This is a genomic window from Chitiniphilus purpureus (assembly GCF_025642115.1).
Classification (GTDB): domain Bacteria; phylum Pseudomonadota; class Gammaproteobacteria; order Burkholderiales; family Chitinibacteraceae; genus Chitiniphilus; species Chitiniphilus purpureus.
Genome location: NZ_CP106753.1, coordinates 3,004,163 through 3,021,354, shown reverse-complemented (window position 1 = coordinate 3,021,354; position 17,192 = coordinate 3,004,163). Strand labels below are relative to the sequence as shown.

Sequence of the window (17,192 nt, the reverse complement as noted above, 5' to 3'; positions counted from 1 at the left end):
CGATGGGTGCTGTCTGCCATGACCGTTGCGCCGGGGTTTGTCGGCGGCACTAGGCAGGCTGGGTTTCGCGGCTGGTGTCGAAGACGATCAGCTGTGCCTCGCCCGCGCTTTGCCGGATACGGCGTGCCCAGCAGTCATAGTGACCGCCGTTGGCCAGCTCGAAGCGCTGTGCCTCGAAATCGGCCACGCCCAGCAGCGCCTCGGCATTGCCGGCAAAGGCCGACAACGGCCGGCCCAGCACCGCCGACGGCGGCGCGTTCAGCAGCAGGCAGGCGGCAAGGTTGGCGAACTCGATATTGCCTTCGCGGATCAGCATGAAGGGCTGCGGCAACGCGTCGGCCACCTCGCCCGAGAGCGGCTCGCTGTTGGCCAGCGCCGCCTCGGCCGCCTTCACATGCGAGATATCCATGGCGATCGACAGGATGTAGACCTCGCCATCGCGGATCAGCGGTTGCTTGATCAGATCGAACCAATGCGTACGGCCGTTGGCCAGCGTGCAATGATCGACGATGCGCACCGTCTCGCCCTTTTCCAGCACATCCTGGTCACCGACGGTGAATGGTAACTGCTGGTCCGCGAGCCCCATGTGCGACTGGACCAGCAGATCATGGCCCAGCGCGCTCTGGGTGGCCCGGTTCACCAGCAGGAAACGGCCATGCCGGTCGCGTACGAAGATGAGACTCGGGCTCGAATCGATGATCTGGTGCACGAACAGCTGTTGATTGAACAGGGCTTCCTCGGTGGCCTTCATCTCGGTGATGTCGCGGATGACGGCGAGGCAGTCCTTGCCCGACAGCGGCAGCAGCCGTGCTTCGAATACCCGCTGGGCCTTGCCCTCCGCCTGCGCGAGCCGGTATTCGAACTGCTGCGGCGTCTGCGCGCTCTGCACGCTGATCAACGCCTCCAGGTATTGACGCGAGACGCGCGCCGGAAACAGCATCGAAAGCCGCGCATTGTCGTCCTGCGCATTCGGGTGGTCGCTGTTGTCGACCTTGTTGAGCGGCGTGACCGCACGCGTCGCGTAGTCGATGCGCCAGACAATGTCGGGCAGGCAATGGGCAATCGCCTGCCTTTCGACTGCGGGCAGCGCCTCGCGGGCATCCGGCGTGGACTGCAGCACCGGTCGGCGCAGCAGCAGGAGCAGCAGGCCGACCGCGGTGATCGTGAACAGGCCGTAGAGAAACCAGATCTTCCCGCCCAGCCGATCGGCTGCCCACCATTGCATGGCGACAAGTGCAAACAGGCAGGCCAGCAGGGCCAAGCCCAGCACTGCCAGTTCGAATCGGGAAGTCTGAGATTTTGTGGTCATGCCGGTACAAGGTTGGGGACCGGATGGAATGCACCACAGTTTAGTCCCTCAGACAGCCGTTGGCGACGGCGGCGCGACATCTGATTCCAAAACGATCCTGACCACTGCGTGTCTGACGGCGGCAATCCGTGACTTGGCAGCAGCATGGCGGGGATGATGGTGCGCTCTGGAGGGGACGAAAGGAGCAAGTGGCGGAGCGGACGGGACTCGAACCCGCGACCCCCGGCGTGACAGGCCGGTATTCTAACCAACTGAACTACCGCTCCGCAGCGGCTTTTGACAAGTATTACCAGCAACGGGCGTCGCTGGTGGGTGGTGACGGGATCGAACCGCCGACATTCTGCGTGTAAGGCAGACGCTCTACCAACTGAGCTAACCACCCGCCGTCGAAAGAGGGCGCATTTAAGCATGGGGCCTTGCAGGTGTCAACGTCCGCCATGTACGCGTTTGCCGGCGTACTGCGTGATGCTGGCTGTTGTAGTCAATCTTTCCGGGCTTGAGGTATAAAATGCGCCTTTTGCCGACCGCGTCTTCGCACCGACCGTGAAAGCCCCCAAATTACCGCGTATTCCCAGCGCACGCGTGGCAGCACTCGCCGAGCTCGCGCTGGCCGGTGCCTTGGCCTGGGTATGCGCCGGCCTTCTATGGCGCCTGGTCGCGCCGGCGTCGCCCGACCTGCGGCTGACACAACCACCGGAGCCTGCGGTGCAGCAACGACCCGCCTGGGTCTATGCGCCCACATGGTTCGGCAGTGCCGGTACGGCCGCGGCACCGACGTCGCTCGCAGCCAAGCTGGTGGCGGTGATTGCCGGTGGAGAGGGGTTCAGCGCGGCGATCTTCACCGGCTTCGGCCCGGTGGCACTTGCCGCCCGCCCTGGCGATGCGCTGCAGGACGGCGTCACGCTGCTCGCGGTCGAGCGGGACCGGGCAAGGGTGGACAATCGCGGCCGTACTGAGGAAATCCCGCTGGAAGGGGCCGACAAGGGGATATTGCCGGGAACGGGGAACATCGGTGGCGGGCCGCCGCCGGACAGCGGTACGCCCTCGCCCTCGCAGTCCCCTGCTTCCGCACAGCAGCTCAAGATCACGCGTGGTGTGATGGCGGATGCGATGCAGAGCATGAATATCGCCGACTGGTCCAAGGGGCTTGCGGTCTCGCCCGAAGGCGGGATTTATCTGATGGATACGCGCCAACAGCCTTTCGCCGGCCTGCTACAACTGCAAGATGGCGATATCCTCAAGCGTGCCAACGGGCGTACCCTCGCCGATACATCCGACATGTCGCTTGTCTACAGCCTGTTCAGCCAGCAAAACCAGGTCACACTGGAAGTCGTGCGTAGCGGCAGCCCGGTGACCCTGCAGTACCAAATCCAACCATGAACGGTAGCCCATGATCCGCCTGCGCCCGCTCGTACTCGCCCTGGCGCTGTTGACCGCCGGAACCGCCTCGGCCGTCGACAACGAGGTGACGCTCAATTTCGTGAATGCCGATCTGGAATCGACGATCAAGGCGATCGGCCTGATCACCGGCCGCAACTTCGTGCTCGATCCCCGGGTGAAGGGCACGGTCAACATCGTCTCGACCCAGCCGGTCAAGCGCGATCAGGTCTATCCCATCCTGTTGTCGGCGTTGCGCCAGCAAGGCTTTGCCGCCGTCGAGTCCGGCGGGGCAGTCAAGATCGTGCCCGAGGCCGACGCCAAGCAGCACTACAGCGCCACCACCCTGCCCGGTACCAAGGTCGCCGGCGACCAGATCATCACCCAGGTCTATCCGCTCAAGTACGAGTCGGCGAGCCAGCTGGTGCCCATCCTGCGGCCGCTGATCACGCCCAACAACGCCATCAACGCGTATCCGGCCGGCAATACGCTGGTGATCACCGACTATGCCGACAATATCCGCCGGCTCAACCGGGTGATCGAAAGCATCGACCAGCCACCGACACTGGATGTGTTTCCGATCCCACTCAAATACGCCTCGGCGGTCGACGTGGCCCAGACCCTGGCGCGCCTGTTGCCCGAGGTGCAGGTGCAGGGGGTGGCGCCGCAGACACCGCTGCCCGATGGCGTGCGTCGTAGTGCGGTGGTCCCGGATATCCGCAGCAACGCGCTGCTGGTGCGCAGCGAGACCGCGGTGCACGCGCAGCAGATCCGCCGTCTGGTCGAGACGCTGGATCAGCCCGGCGCCGCTGGCGGCAATATCCAGGTGATCTATCTGAAGAATGCCGAGGCGACCAAGCTCGCGGCCACGCTCAAGGGCATCCTCACCGGCCAGGACAGCGGCAATGCCGCCAGCGGCGGCACGCTGTCCGCGAGTCCAACCGCCAGCAGTACCGGAGGATTGTCCGCCGCGGCCAATACCGCGAACAGCACCGGCAGCCCCGCGGCGCAAAGCAGTGCGGCCAGCGTGCAGGTCGCGGGTACCACGGTGATGATCCAGGCTGATGCGATGACCAATTCGCTGATCATCACCGCACCGGACAATATCTATAACAACCTGCGCTCGGTGGTCGACAAGCTCGATATGCGCCGCGCCCAGGTCTATATCGAGGCGATGATCGCCGAGGTGAACGTGTCCAAGGTGGGCGAGTTCGGCATCCAATGGGTGCTGGGCGGTGGTACCGACGTGGTCGGGGTCGGCATCTCGGCACTGGCACCGGGCGGTGCGATCAACAATCTGGCCAACATCGCCAACGGACTCATCGCCCGCAAGCCTACCGTGCCGCCGGGCTTCAACATCGGCATCCTGAACGCCAATCCGCTGCGGGGCGAGAGCCCCTCGCTGGGAATACTGGCGACGGCGCTGCAGAACAGTGGCAACGCCAACATCCTGTCCACCCCCAACCTGATCACGCTGGACAACGAAGAGGCCAAGATCATGGTGGGGCAGAACATTCCCATCATCACCGGCACGCAGTCCTCCACCGGCAGCAACCCCAACCCCTTCACCACGGTCGAGCGCGAGGACATCGGCATCACCCTCAAGGTCAAGCCGCAGGTGTCCGAGGGGGGCAGCATCACGATGAGCGTCTACCAGGAGGTGTCGAACATCGACGCCTCGGTGCAGACCAACGGTGCCGGCATCGCGACCAGCAAGCGCTCGATCGAGTCGAAGGTGCTGGTGGACGACGGCCAGGTACTGGTACTGGGCGGCCTGATCGAGGACAGGCTCTCCAACGGCCAGGACAAGGTGCCCGGCCTTGGCGACATCCCCGGCCTTGGCAATCTGTTCCGCTATGAGTCGCGCCGGTGGCAGAAGACCAATCTGATGGTGTTCCTGCGGCCCTACATCCTGCGCGACGGCAAGGCGAGCGAGACATTGTCCAACTCGCGCTACCAGTACCTCAAGACGCAGCAGGAAGGTTTCCGGATCCCGGATCATCCGCTGTTGCCCGATCTGCCCAAGGTGAAGCTGCCGGAGCAACTGCCCGAGCCGGCCGGCGCGGCACCTGCCGATAAGGCCCGGCCGCCGCAGCCTGCCCAGCCATGAGCCGCCTCGTCCCCTACCATTTCGCGCGCGATCGCGGCGTCGTCGACCTTGCTGCGCATGCGGATGGGCTGGACGTGCTGATGAAGCGTGGCGGCGATCTGGCGGCGTTGTCCGAATTGCGCCGCGTGGCCGGCAGGCCGCTGAACGTGGTGGTGCTGGAGCCTGCCGAGTACGACGCGCGGGTGACCGCGCTCTTCAGCGACGGCGAGCGCGGCAGTGCCACGGTGGTGGGCGATCTCGAAGGCAACCTCGATCTGTCGCGGCTGGCACAGGATATTCCCGAGATCGAGGATCTGATGGATACCGCGGACAACGCGCCCATCATCCGACTGATCAATGCCCTGCTGACCGAAGCATTGCGCGAGAACGCCTCGGATCTGCATATCGAACCATTCGAGACGCGCTCGGTGGTGCGCTTTCGCGTCGATGGCCAGCTGCGCGACGTGATCGAACCCAAGCGTGCACTGCATGCCGCCCTGGTATCGCGGATCAAGGTGATGGCGGGTCTGGACATCGCCGAGAAACGATTGCCACAGGACGGCCGCATCACACTGCGCGTGGCCGGGCGCCCGGTCGACGTGCGGGTGTCCACCCTGCCCACCGGGCACGGCGAGCGTGCAGTGCTGCGGCTGCTCGACAAATCCGCCGGGCGCCTCAACCTGGAAAAGCTCGGCATGCCCGCCGACACGCTGGGCCGGCTGGAGGGGCTGCTGGCGCAGCCGCACGGCATCATCCTTGTCACCGGGCCCACCGGCTCGGGCAAGACCACTACGCTGTATGCTGCGCTGTCGCGCATGGACGCCGCCAGCAGCAACATCATGACGGTCGAGGACCCCATCGAATATGACCTGGACGGGGTGGGGCAGACCCAGGTCAACCCACGGATCGACATGAGCTTCGGGCGTGCACTGCGTGCCATCCTGCGTCAGGACCCGGACGTGATCATGATCGGTGAGATCCGCGATCTGGAAACGGCGCAGATCGCGGTCCAGGCCTCACTGACCGGCCATCTGGTGCTGGCCACGCTGCATACCAACGATGCGGCAAGCGCGGTGACGCGTCTGACCGACATGGGGATCGAACCGTTTCTGCTGGCATCGTCGCTGCTGGGTGTGTTGGCCCAGCGACTGGCGCGCAGGCTATGCCCCGACTGCCGCGTGGCCCATGTCGCCGAAGCGGCCGAATGTGCGGCGTTGGGGGTGGCACATGCGCCGATGCTGTACCGGGCGCACGGTTGCGCCGCGTGCAACGGCACCGGCTATCGCGGCCGTACCGGCATCTACGAGCTGTTGCTGGTGGACGAAGCGATGCGCAGCATGATCCACAACCAGGAGCCGGAACAGCAGCTCAAGCACCATGCGTTGCAGCATGGCATGCTCAGCCTGCGCCAGGACGGCGTGCGCCGGGTGTTGGCGGGCGATACCACGTTGGAAGAGATCTGGCGCGTCACGCGCGATGCCTGAGCGGGTGGTCGAGGATGCCGCGCCCGTTCTTCCCTGCCGCAGCCTGCGCCGGTCCGCGCCGACATGAGCCTGCCCATCGCCTGCCGGCCGGGTTTTCCTGCTTGCCCCCACCGCGGGCGCGGACTACGCTCGCATGTCCGATGTCCTGCACCGTGAGCCCGCCCGAGCATGACTGATCGTTTCCCGCCCCGTGAACAGCGCAGTGCCCTGCGCATCCCGGTTGACTGCAAGGTCAAGATCCGCACGCTCGACTTCGGTCCATCCCACTACGGTACCTGCAGCGACTTGAGCGTGAGCGGGATGACGCTGCGCACCTCGTATGTGCCGCGGCCGGGCGAGGAATTCGAGGTCTTCGTGATGCCGCCGCGCCAGGGCGGCAGCCTGCGCGAACCGCTGGCGGCGCGGGTGCGGGTGGTGCGTTGTCATGAACTGGCGCGTGGCAGGCTGTACGAGCTGGGTCTGGCCATCGTACAGATCCTGGGCTGAGCGGGAATGCCAGCGGCTTGCAGGTAGGAGGACGGCGGCAGAATTGGGCGGTGCGGCGAGTGCCCACCCACCGCGCAGACGCCGCCACCAGGCCGGCATCGCGCCGGCCCCCTGGCGCTTTACTTGGGCTGTTGCCGGATCACCGAGGTTGCAGTGGCCACCAGACCGGCGATATCGGCGGCGTTGGTCGGCAGCAGCATGGTGTTGCCTTGCTTGGCGATATTGCCGAAGGCGGAGACGTACTGCTCCGCCACCTTGAGGTTGACCGCCTCGATGCCGCCGCGGTGCTCGATCGCCTCGGCCACCGTCGCGATCGCCTCGGCATTGGCGCGGGCGACCAGCCGGATCGCTTCGGCTTCCCCAGTGGCGCGGTTGACCGCCGCCTGCTTTTCCCCTTCCGATTCATTGATGGCAGCCTGCATCTCACCCTGTGAGCGCTGGATCGCCGCTTCGCGCTCGCCGGATGCGAGGTTGATCTGTTCCTGGCGCAAGCCCTCGGATTGGGCGATACGGGCGCGCTTTTCGCGCTCGGCAGTGATCTGGGCCTGCATCGAGCGCAGGATTTCGGCCGGCGGCGTCAGATCCTTGATCTCGTAGCGCAACACCTTGACTCCCCAGCTGGTTGCGGCTTCGTCCAACGCCGAGACCACCGCACGGTTGATCTCATCACGTTCCTCGAAGGTCTTGTCCAGCTCCAGCTTGCCGACCACCGAGCGCAGCGTGGTCTGGGCCAGCTGGGTGATCGCCAGTACGTAGTCGCTCGATCCGTACGACGCCAGCTTGGGGTCGACGACCTGGAAATAGATGATGCCGTCGACCTGCAGCTGCGTGTTGTCCTTGGTGATACAGACCTGGCTTGGCACATCCATTGGCACCTCCCGCAGATCGTGCCGATAGGCGATCCGGTCGACAAAAGGGATCACCACCCGCAGCCCGGGCTCCAGCACATCGTGAAAACGCCCCAGCCGTTCGCGGACCCACGCATTCTGCTGCGGGACGATCTTGACGGTGCGGGCAACGAAGATGACGACAATGACGAATAGCGCGATCGCGAAGATCATGGGCTGCTCCATGGGCATGGTTAGGACTGCGGCGGAACGGTATCGAGGATCAGCGTATTGCCCTGCTGGGCCACGATGTAAAGGGGCTCGGTCAGTGGCGCGGTCAACGGCGCACGCAGTTGCGCCTGCCAGTGCGAGCCGCGGTAGCGGACCCGGGCGTGGGTGGCGTCAAGCCAGGTTTCGATGCTGACACGTTGCCCGATGTCCAGCGATTGGCCGGCGTCGGTGCCGACCGGCTGCTGCCTGCGTTTCCATTGCCGTAGCGCGGCGACGGCGCCCAGCGCACACAACGACGCCACGACGAACTGTAAGGCGAGTGGCGCACCCAGCCAGGAGGCCAGCGCCCCGAACAGCATTCCGATTGCAATGGCGAGCAGGTAGAACGTTCCGGTCAACATCTCCAGGCCGGCCAGGGCCAAGGCAGTGACCAGCCAAGCGGTCAGGATAGACATGATTGCCCCCGCAATTCATCACAAACTACCCATATAACGGATGACGGCGGGTTTAAGCAACTGGCGGCGCACCAAATGGTGCGCCTATGGGGAGAAATTGTTCAGGGCTTGAGCAGCGCCAGCCCGCCCATGTAGGGGCGCAGTGCCTCCGGTACCGTGACGCTGCCGTCGGCGTTCTGGTAGTTCTCCAGCACCGCCACCAGGGTGCGTCCCACTGCCAGCCCCGAGCCGTTGAGTGTATGCAGCAGTTCGTTCTTGCCAGCTTCGTTCTTGAAGCGCGCCTGCATGCGCCGTGCCTGGAAGGCTTCGCAGTTGGAGCAGCTCGAAATTTCGCGGTAGGTGGCCTGCGCCGGCAGCCAGACTTCCAGGTCGTAGGTCCTGGCTGCGGAAAAACCCATGTCGCCGGTGCACAAGGCCACCACCCGATAGGGCAGGCCAAGCTTCTGCAGCACTGCCTCGGCATGCCCGACCATGGCTTCCAGCGCCGCGTCCGATTGCTCCGGGCGCACGATCTGTACCATCTCCACCTTGTCGAACTGGTGCTGGCGGATCATGCCGCGCACATCGCGTCCATAGGAGCCGGCTTCCGAGCGGAAGCACGGCGAATGGGCGGTCAGCCTGATCGGCAACTGCTCCGGCTTGAGCACCGTGTCGCGTACGGTGTTGGTGAGCGAGATCTCCGCCGTCGAGATCAGGTATTGCGGCTGGCTGCCTTCGCCGCCGCGCTCCACGCGGAACATGTCTTCGGCGAACTTGGGCAGTTGCCCGGTGCCGTACAGCACCTCCGGGTTGACGATATAGGGGGTGTAGGTTTCCTCGTAACCGTGCTCGCCGGTGTGCAGGTCCAGCATGAACTGGGCGAGGGCCCGATGCAGCCGCGCGATCTGGCCATGCAACACCGTGAAACGCGCACCGGACAGGCGCGCGCCGGTTTCGAAATCAAGGCCGAGCGGCGCGCCGACATCGACATGATCCCTGATCGGAAAATCGAAGGTGCGGGGCGTGCCCCAACGCCGCACTTCGACATTGCCGCTCTCGTCTTTGCCCTGCGGCACGGCGGCCTGCGGCAGGTTGGGCACGCGCAGCAGCAGATCGGACAGCTTCTCCTGCAGCGCGGCCAATGCCGTTTCATTGGCTGCCAGCTCACCTTTGAGGTGTTCCACCTGCGCCAGGATGGGGGCGACGTCCTCACCGCGGGATTTGGCCATGCCCACTTCCTTGGAGACGCTGTTGCGTTTGGCCTGCAGCTCCTGCGTTGCTGTCTGCAACGACTTGCGCTCGGCTTCGAGCAGGTTGAACTGTTCTGCCGGGAAGGCAAAGCCACGGCTCGCCAGGCGCGCGACAACGTGGTCAAGATCGTTACGGAGCAGGTTGATATCGAGCATGGTTCCAGGGAGGGGTCGGGTTGGAGCGCAGGATTTTACACCATGCTTTCCTGGCGCCGATCCAAAAAAACGCGCAGGCGCGGGCTTTTGCGGCCGCCAGCGGGCAACCCGAGCGTCATGGACCTGGTCGGCAGGAACAACCGGCAAAGGCCGGTAGCGGGCAGAGGGGCGGGGCCGACATGGGATCGGTCGATCAATGACCTGGCGTGCAGCAACAGGGCCGCGCTTCCAGGATGGGCAACGCGGTCACAGCTGATATGCGCCAAAGCCGAGCGGGAACGGCACAATTTCACGTCGTGCCATACGGGCGACTACCGCTTTGCGTCCTCATCGAGCTGTCTGAGGAAGGCCATTTTCTCCGCGATCTTGATTTCCAAACCGCGGGGGGATGGTTGATACCAGCCCGGCTCCGGCATGCCTTCGGGCAGGTAGGTCTCCCCTGCGGCATAGGCATGCGGTTCATCGTGGGCGTAGCGGTACTCATGGCCATAGCCCAATTCCTTCATCAGCCTGGTCGGCGCATTGCGCAGATGCACCGGCACCTCGCGCGAAGCATCCTGCTTCACGAAGGCACGCGCCTGGTTGTAGGCGCTGTAACCGGCGTTGCTCTTGGCCGCCACCGCCAGATAGAGCACGGCCTGGGCCAGTGCCAGCTCACCCTCGGGCGAGCCCAGCCGTTCGTAGGTGGTGGCAGCCTCGTTGGCGATCTGCAACGCCTTCGGGTCGGCGAGCCCGATGTCCTCCCAGGCCATGCGCACGATGCGCCGGGAGAGATAGCGGGGGTCGGCACCGCCGTCGAGCATCCGCATAAGCCAGTAGAGGGCGGCATCGGGATGGGAGCCGCGCACCGATTTGTGCAATGCCGAGATCTGGTCGTAGAAATTGTCCCCACCCTTGTCGAAGCGGCGCGCGTTGAGTGTTAACGCGTTCTGCACGAATTCGGCGGTGACGATCCCGACGCCGGCCGCACCCGCGGCGGTATTGCATTGCTCAAGCAGATTGAGGAAGCGCCGCGCGTCGCCGTCGGCATAGCCGATCAAGGTCGCAACGGCCGGCTCCTCGAACTGCAGGTGCGCAAGCACGTCTTGCTGCGCGCGCACAAGCAACTGCCCCAGTTCCTCTTCGTTCAACGGCTTGAGCACATAGACCTGCGCGCGCGACAGCAACGCCGAATTGACCTCGAACGAGGGATTTTCGGTGGTGGCGCCGATCAAGGTGACCAGGCCCGATTCCACATAAGGCAAAAGCGCATCCTGCTGCGATTTGTTGAAGCGATGGATCTCGTCGACGAACAGGATGGTCGGTTTGCCCAGCGCCAGGTAATGCTCGGCCTGGGCCATGGCTTCCCGGATGTCCTTCACTCCGGCAAACACCGCCGAAAGCGCGATGAACTCGCATTCGAACGCATGCGCTGTCAGACGGGCGAGGGTGGTCTTGCCGACGCCGGGTGGCCCCCACAGGATCATCGAATGGGGCTTGCGGGCCTCGAACGCGAGACGCAATGGCTTGCCGGGGCCCAGAAGATGGGTCTGACCGACCACATCGCCAAGGGTGGCCGGTCTGAGCGCTTCAGCAAGGGGGGGGGCCGGCGATACGCTGAACAAATCAGCCAAGATTCATCCCTTTGTCATGAACACAGTGCGGAAGGGGCTGGTTTGACGGCAATGACCCCGTGCCATCGGCAATGCGCTCACTCGCGAACGACGTCGACGCCCTTCGGTGGTGTGAAGCGGAACAACGCCGCATCCAGTTTGGCATTGCGCCGCAGCTCGTCAAAGCGGATACGTGTCACTTGTCCAAAACGGTCGAGCAATTCCATTTCCTGCACCTGATCGGCCCTGATCCCCAGCTTGATACTGGCGAATCCCGAGTCCTCGCGTTTGGGTTGGGCTTCCAGCCAGGAGAGGCCGCCCTTGGCAGGCAGGGTTTTGAAGGTGTAGTTGTCCTCCAGCGCATTGTCGCCGGCCAAGAGCGCCGCGGGGCTCGATTCGAGCGCATTGCCGAAGGCTTTCACCGTGGCCTGGCGCAGGTCCGGATCGTACAGCCACACTGAGCTGCCATCGCCGACGATCACCTGTTCATAAGGTGCCTGATAGGACCAGCGGAACTTGCCGGGTCGCTGGATCGCGAACTGGCCCTGGCTTTGCTGCGGCTTGCCGCTCTGCTGGGTCACCGTCTGCGTGAAACGTCCCTGCAGCGTCACCGTGCTCGACAAGGTGTTCTTGAGCATGGCGACTGCGTCCGCACGGGCCGGTTCAAGCCAGGCGAGCGAGAAAAATGAGGGCAGGGCAAGGGTGAGGAGATATTTCTTCATCCGTTCATTGTTCCTGATCTGCGTGATTGCCGCATGTAAAAAGCCCCGCCTGAGGCGGGGCTTTTCTGACCATGCCGAAGCTTACTTGGTTTCAGCCTTGGTTTCGGTCACTTCGCGGGTGCCGCGAATTTCGATCTCGACACGGCGATCCTGGGACAGGCATTCGATCAGCTTGGCGCGCGGCTTGACCTTGGCGCAGGTATCGCCGGTCACCGGGGCGCTTTCACCACGCGATTCGGCGGTGATGCGTTCGGCCGGGGCACCCTTGGAGATCATGTAGTCCTGCACCGCCTTGGCACGGCGATAGCCCAGCTCCATGTTGTACTTGTCCGAACCGATGCGGTCGGTGTGACCGATCACCACGGCGGCGCCTTCCTTCGGATCCAGGTTGGCAACCTCGTTGTACAGCTGGTCAAGCGCGTCCTTGCCCGAAGGCTTGAGCACCGACTTGTTGAAGTCGAACAGCACCTCGGCCTGCAGCGTGAACTTCTTGGTCGTCACCGACGGGGCGGGTGCCGGGGCCGGAGCCGGAGCGGGGGCCGGAGCGGGGGCCGGTGCCGGAGCGGCAACCGGCTCGACATAGCCCGCGCAGCCCTTGACGGCCTTGTCCTTGCTCCAGGAGCTGGTCTGCCAGCATTCGGTGATGCTGTTCTTGACCACGCCCTCAGGATTGGAAGGGCTGACGTTGGTGCTGTTGGTGAGGTAGGCGTCGGTGGCGGCGAAGGCGGTTGCGGCGCTGCCAAGCGCGGCGGTCACGGCAAGGCGTGTCAGGGTTTGCTTGATCGACAACATAGTTTTTCTCCTTAGTAGTTTCGTTGTAAGCCCGGCAAGACAGCTGCCTTATTAGGTTTGTGAGAACGATTGATACGGATACGAGTAAGTTCCATCCAATCAATCAGTAACGTTGCATATTCTAGTGTCTTAACTTTTCCGTATGCAAATCAAGACGCCGTGAATTTTCCTGAGCCGGTACGCAAAATTGGAGCGCTTCCGGACGCGTGTTAAACTTGCCCTCGGTTATTTGCAGATGTCCTCCTTGTCGCGCGCCCGAAGCGGCCTGGGGGCTTCCTCCCGTTTCGCCATCTGCGCGAAAGCCCGCTCTTAACGGTCCTGAAAGATGTCCGAACATACCAGCTTCGCCAAAGAAACAATTCCTGTCAGTCTCGAAGAGGAAATGCGTCGTTCATACCTGGATTACGCCATGAGCGTGATCGTCGGGCGGGCGTTGCCCGATGTGCGCGATGGCCTGAAGCCGGTACACCGCCGCATCCTGTTCGCTATGCATGAGAGTAACAACGTCTGGAATAGACCGTATGTGAAATGTGCACGTGTAATTGGGGATGTCCTCGGTAAATACCATCCTCATGGCGACAGCGCGGCTTATGAGGCGCTGGTGCGGATGGCGCAGGATTTCTCGTTGCGCTACATGCTGATCGACGGGCAGGGTAATTTCGGCTCGATCGATGGCGATTTCGCCGCAGCCTATCGGTATACCGAGTGCCGCCTCTCACGCATTGCGGGCGAACTGCTGGCCGATATCGATAAGGAAACCGTCGATTTCACGCCCAACTACGATGAGAAGGAGCTGGAGCCGACGGTGCTGCCGACACGCATCCCGGCACTGCTTGTCAACGGCTCGTCCGGCATTGCCGTGGGCATGGCGACCAATATCCCGCCGCACAATCTTGGCGAGGTGATCGATGGCGCGCTGGCGTTGCTTGCCCAGCCTGAGATGGGGGTCGATGAGCTGATCGATCTGATCCCGGCCCCCGATTTCCCCACCGCGGGGATCATCTACGGCGTGGCCGGCGTACGCGAGGGTTACCGCACCGGTCGCGGCCGCGTGGTGATGCGTGCGCGTTGCCACTTCGAAGAGATTGTCAGAAGTGCGGACCGACAGATGATCGTGGTGGACGAGCTGCCCTACCAGGTCAACAAGGCCAAGCTGCTGGAGCGCATCGGCGAATTGGTGCGCGAAAAGGTGCTCGAGGGGATTTCGGAGATCCGCGACGAATCGGATCGTTCCGGCATGCGTGTGGTCATCGAGCTCAAGCGCGGCGAAATGCCCGACGTGGTACTCAACAATCTGTACAAGCATACCCAGCTGCAGGACAGCTTCGGCATCAACATGGTGGCGCTGGTCGATGGCCAGCCGCGCCTGCTGAACCTGAAACAGGTGCTCGAGTGCTTCCTGCGGCACCGGCGCGAGGTGGTCAACCGCCGCACCATCTTCGAATTGCGCAAGGCGCGCGAGCGCGGCCATATCCTTGAGGGTCTCGCGGTGGCGCTGTCCAACGTGGATGAGATCATCGCGCTGATCAAGGCCGCCGCGACGCCGCCCGAGGCCAAGGCGGCGCTGATGGGCCGTGCCTGGCGCTCGACGTTGGTCGAGGAGATGCTCGCACGGACCGACATCAGCGCTTCCCGCCCCGATGGGCTGTTGCCCGAGTTCGGCCTGGGCGAGCGAGGCTATCTGTTGTCGGATGCGCAGGCGCAGGCCATCCTGGAATTGCGTCTGCAGCGTCTCACCGGATTGGAGCAGGACAAGATCGTCGGCGAGTACCGCGAGGTGATGGACAGGATCGTCGATCTGCTCGACATCCTGGCGCGGCCCGAGCGGGTCACCCAGATCATCGCCGACGAGTTGGCCCAGGTGAAGGAGCAGTACGGCGATACGCGCCGCTCCGAGATCATCGCCCATGGCGAGGATCTGTGCATCGAAGACCTGATCACGCCGCAGGACATGGTGGTGACGCTCACCCACGGCGGTTACATCAAAGCCACGCCGATGGATGAGTACGGCGCGCAGCGGCGCGGCGGGCGTGGCAAGCAGGCGGCGGCGACCAAGGACGACGACTTCATCGACCAGTTGTTCGTGGCCAACACCCACAACTACATCCTGTGTTTCTCGTCGCTGGGCCGGGTGTATTGGCTCAAGGTCTATGAACTGCCACAGGGCGGGCGTACCAGCCGTGGCAAGCCCATCCTCAACCTGCTGCCATTGCAGGACGGCGAGAAGATCAGCGCCGTGCTGCCGGTCAAGGAGTTCCGCGACGACCAGTATGTGTTCATGGCCACCGCCAACGGGACGGTCAAGAAGACACCGCTCACCGATTATTCGCGTCCGATGAGAAAGGGCATCATCGCCATCAACATCGAAGACGGCGACGATCTGATCGGTGTGGCACTGACCCAGGGTGGCGATCAAGTGATGTTGTTCTCCGATACCGGCAAGTCGGTGCGCTTTGTCGAAACCGATGTGCGGGCGATGGGCCGGGCGGCCACCGGGGTACGTGGCATGGCGCTGCAATCCGGCCAGCGGGTGATCTCGCTGCTGGTGGCGGGGAACGAGCAGCAGCAGGTGCTCACCGCGACCGAGAACGGTTACGGCAAGCGCACCCCGATCGGCGACTACCGGCTTACCAGCCGCGGTACGCAAGGCGTGATCGCCATCGATACCGGCGAGCGCAACGGCAAGCTCGTGGCCGCTACGCTGGTCGAGGAATCGGACCACCTGATGCTGATTACGACGGGCGGGGTGCTGATCCGCACCCGCGTATCTGAGATCCGTGAGACCGGCCGCGCCGCGCAAGGCGTACGTCTGATCAATCTGGACGAGGGCGAGAAGCTTTCGGGCTTGCAGAAGGTGGCCGAGAGCGAGGAGGAAAGCCCGCCCGAAATGCTCGATGGCCAGGAAATGCTCGATGGCCAGGCGCCCGATCAACCAGAAACCGGCGGCGACGCCTGATCGCGGGCCCGGTTGCCATGTCCGTCGCCCATCCGCCGTTCTTCGAACAGCTCTACCAATGGTTCATGACCCTGCCGCATTGCCGGGCGCTGGGCCTGGAATACGTGGCGGCCGACGCCGGCTGGGTCTTGCTCAAGCTGCCGTATTCCGAAGGGATCATCGGCGATCCCGAGTCGGGCGTGGTCCATGGCGGTGCGGTGACGACGCTGATCGATACCGCGAGCGGCACCTGCATCTACACCCTGCTCGATCAGCCGGAAAGCGTGGCCACGCTCGATCTGCGCATCGACTATCTGCGGGCGGCCAAGCCTGACGAGCCCATCCTGTGTCGCGCCGAGTGCTATCGGTTGACGGGCCAGATCGCCTTCACGCGTGCGTTGGCCTATCAGGGTGAGCGCGAGATCGCGCACGGTGTCGGCACCTTCATGCGTACCGCGGTCGGAGGGGCGGCATGACCGACCTGCAGATCAAGCAATGCTGGCAGCAGGCGCGCGCCAGCGGCGACTACCAAGCGGTGCTGCAGGCGATTCCCTATGCCCGCACTATCGGCATGACCATGGCCCAGACCGGCGATGGCCTGCTGTTCACGCTGCCGTTCCAGGCATCGAATATCGGCAATGTGCTCCTGCCCGCGCTGCACGGCGGCGTGATCGGCGGTTTTCTGGAGAACGCCGCCATCTTCACGCTCCTTGCTGCCACCGATACCACCCGCGTGCCCAAGGTGATCGACTTTTCGATCGATTATCTGCGCAGTGGCAAGCCGCAGGCCCTGTACGGCCGCTGCGAGATCGTGCGCCAGGGCAAGCGGGTCGCCAACGTGCTGATGAGCGCCTGGCAGGACGATCCGGATAAACCGGTCGCGGCCGCCCGCGCTCACTTTCTGCTGTCCTGATGCCGTTGCCAAACTGTTTCCCATCCAAGGAGTTGCGATGCGTCGCCTGATCCGTGCCACGATATTTGCCGCCGCCTGCCTTGCCGCCCTTCCGGCACTGGCGGCGAACGAGGATGCCCGCGCCGAGGCGCAGCAGCTGCTGGAGGTGATGAACTATCGCAAGGTGCACGAAGACACCTTGAAGTCGTTGCTGAGTGAGCTGCCGGTGATGCTGTCGCAGCAGACCCGCCAAGTGTTCGGCAGTGTCAAGATGAGTGCTGCGCAGCGTGCGGTGCTCGAGCAGGAGCTGCCCGCGTTGTCCAAGCGCGTGACTGCGATGGTCCGGGTGCGTATCGATGCGGCATTGCCGTACAGCGAGACGCAAGCCTTGACCATCGACGTGATGGCCGAGCATTTCACCGCCGACGAGATCCGGGACATTGCCACGTTCTATCGCACGCCTACCGGGCAGAAGACGCTGACCAAGCTGCCCGAGATCATGCGCATGACGATGCAAAAGACCATGCCCCGGGTACAGGCGCAGATGCAAAGCCTGGCGCCGGAGATCCAGAAGGAATTCGAGGCGCTGGCCGCCAAGGTCAAGGCTGCCAAGTAA

Annotated in this window: 15 protein-coding genes and 2 tRNA genes; 8 read left to right on the top strand and 9 right to left on the bottom strand. The window is 63.8% G+C overall.

From position 1 onward, the window contains the following. Positions 1–49: 49 nt before the first annotated feature. From N8I74_RS13980 to N8I74_RS13970, 3 genes are all read right to left on the bottom strand, one after another. Positions 50–1,309, bottom strand: a complete 1,260-nt coding sequence (locus N8I74_RS13980; protein WP_263123717.1) for a PAS domain-containing protein — start codon at positions 1,307–1,309, stop codon at positions 50–52. Between the two features lie 189 nt (positions 1,310–1,498). Beyond that, positions 1,499–1,575: transfer RNA gene (locus N8I74_RS13975), tRNA-Asp, on the bottom strand. A 40-nt stretch (positions 1,576–1,615) separates the two neighbouring features. Continuing rightward, positions 1,616–1,691: transfer RNA gene (locus N8I74_RS13970), tRNA-Val, on the bottom strand. Positions 1,692–1,891: 200 nt separating this feature from the next. On the opposite strand from N8I74_RS13970, the gene N8I74_RS13965 reads away from it, so the two are divergent. The 4 genes from N8I74_RS13965 to N8I74_RS13950 all read left to right on the top strand — a co-directional run bounded on the left by N8I74_RS13965 (position 1,892) and on the right by N8I74_RS13950 (position 6,745). Next, positions 1,892–2,689 (top strand): type II secretion system protein N, encoded by a 798-nt coding sequence (locus N8I74_RS13965; protein ID WP_263123716.1) that lies wholly within the window; start codon positions 1,892–1,894, stop codon positions 2,687–2,689. Positions 2,690–2,699: 10 nt separating this feature from the next. Next, positions 2,700–4,796 carry a type II secretion system secretin GspD gene (gene gspD / locus N8I74_RS13960; protein WP_263123715.1) on the top strand — a complete coding sequence of 699 codons (2,097 nt, stop codon included), beginning with the start codon at positions 2,700–2,702 and terminating at the stop codon, positions 4,794–4,796. Beyond that, on the top strand, positions 4,793–6,259 hold the full coding sequence (gene gspE, locus N8I74_RS13955) for a type II secretion system ATPase GspE (RefSeq protein ID WP_263123714.1): 1,467 nt from the start codon (positions 4,793–4,795) through the stop codon (positions 6,257–6,259). Before gspD ends, gspE begins: the two co-directional genes overlap by 4 nt. Positions 6,260–6,427: 168 nt before the next feature. After that, the gene (locus N8I74_RS13950; RefSeq protein ID WP_263123713.1) at positions 6,428–6,745 is read left to right on the top strand and encodes a PilZ domain-containing protein; all 318 of its coding nucleotides are present in this window, start codon (positions 6,428–6,430) and stop codon (positions 6,743–6,745) included. A gap of 119 nt (positions 6,746–6,864) precedes the next feature. Here N8I74_RS13950 and N8I74_RS13945 read toward each other — a convergent pair whose 3' ends face one another. The 6 genes from N8I74_RS13945 to N8I74_RS19365 all read right to left on the bottom strand — a co-directional run bounded on the left by N8I74_RS13945 (position 6,865) and on the right by N8I74_RS19365 (position 12,749). Beyond that, entirely contained in the window at positions 6,865–7,818 is a 954-nt protein-coding gene (locus N8I74_RS13945) for an SPFH domain-containing protein (RefSeq protein ID WP_263126757.1), read from the bottom strand. Positions 7,819–7,826: 8 nt separating this feature from the next. Continuing rightward, entirely contained in the window at positions 7,827–8,258 is a 432-nt protein-coding gene (locus tag N8I74_RS13940) for an NfeD family protein (protein WP_263123712.1), read from the bottom strand. 101 nt (positions 8,259–8,359) lie between these two features. Further along, positions 8,360–9,643, bottom strand: coding sequence for a serine--tRNA ligase (gene serS, locus N8I74_RS13935; RefSeq protein WP_263123711.1), 1,284 nt, complete (start codon positions 9,641–9,643; stop codon positions 8,360–8,362). Positions 9,644–9,954: 311 nt separating this feature from the next. Then, positions 9,955–11,256 (bottom strand): replication-associated recombination protein A, encoded by a 1,302-nt coding sequence (locus N8I74_RS13930; RefSeq protein ID WP_263123710.1) that lies wholly within the window; start codon positions 11,254–11,256, stop codon positions 9,955–9,957. A 77-nt stretch (positions 11,257–11,333) separates the two neighbouring features. Then, a complete protein-coding gene (lolA, locus tag N8I74_RS13925; protein WP_263123709.1) occupies positions 11,334–11,957 on the bottom strand; it encodes an outer membrane lipoprotein chaperone LolA in 624 nt (207 codons plus the stop codon). A gap of 81 nt (positions 11,958–12,038) precedes the next feature. Further along, entirely contained in the window at positions 12,039–12,749 is a 711-nt protein-coding gene (locus tag N8I74_RS19365; protein WP_308445859.1) for an OmpA family protein, read from the bottom strand. Between the two features lie 325 nt (positions 12,750–13,074). On the opposite strand from N8I74_RS19365, the gene gyrA reads away from it, so the two are divergent. The 4 genes from gyrA to N8I74_RS13900 are packed head-to-tail and all read left to right on the top strand — an operon-like array spanning position 13,075 to position 17,192. Further along, positions 13,075–15,705: a DNA gyrase subunit A gene (gene gyrA, locus N8I74_RS13915; protein WP_263123708.1), complete on the top strand. Its 2,631-nt coding sequence runs from the start codon at positions 13,075–13,077 to the stop codon at positions 15,703–15,705. A 17-nt stretch (positions 15,706–15,722) separates the two neighbouring features. Beyond that, entirely contained in the window at positions 15,723–16,160 is a 438-nt protein-coding gene (locus tag N8I74_RS13910) for a PaaI family thioesterase (protein ID WP_263123707.1), read from the top strand. Further along, positions 16,157–16,597 carry a PaaI family thioesterase gene (locus N8I74_RS13905; protein WP_263123706.1) on the top strand — a complete coding sequence of 147 codons (441 nt, stop codon included), beginning with the start codon at positions 16,157–16,159 and terminating at the stop codon, positions 16,595–16,597. Before N8I74_RS13910 ends, N8I74_RS13905 begins: the two co-directional genes overlap by 4 nt. Before the next feature lie 37 nt (positions 16,598–16,634). Further along, positions 16,635–17,192: a DUF2059 domain-containing protein gene (locus N8I74_RS13900; protein WP_263123705.1), complete on the top strand. Its 558-nt coding sequence runs from the start codon at positions 16,635–16,637 to the stop codon at positions 17,190–17,192.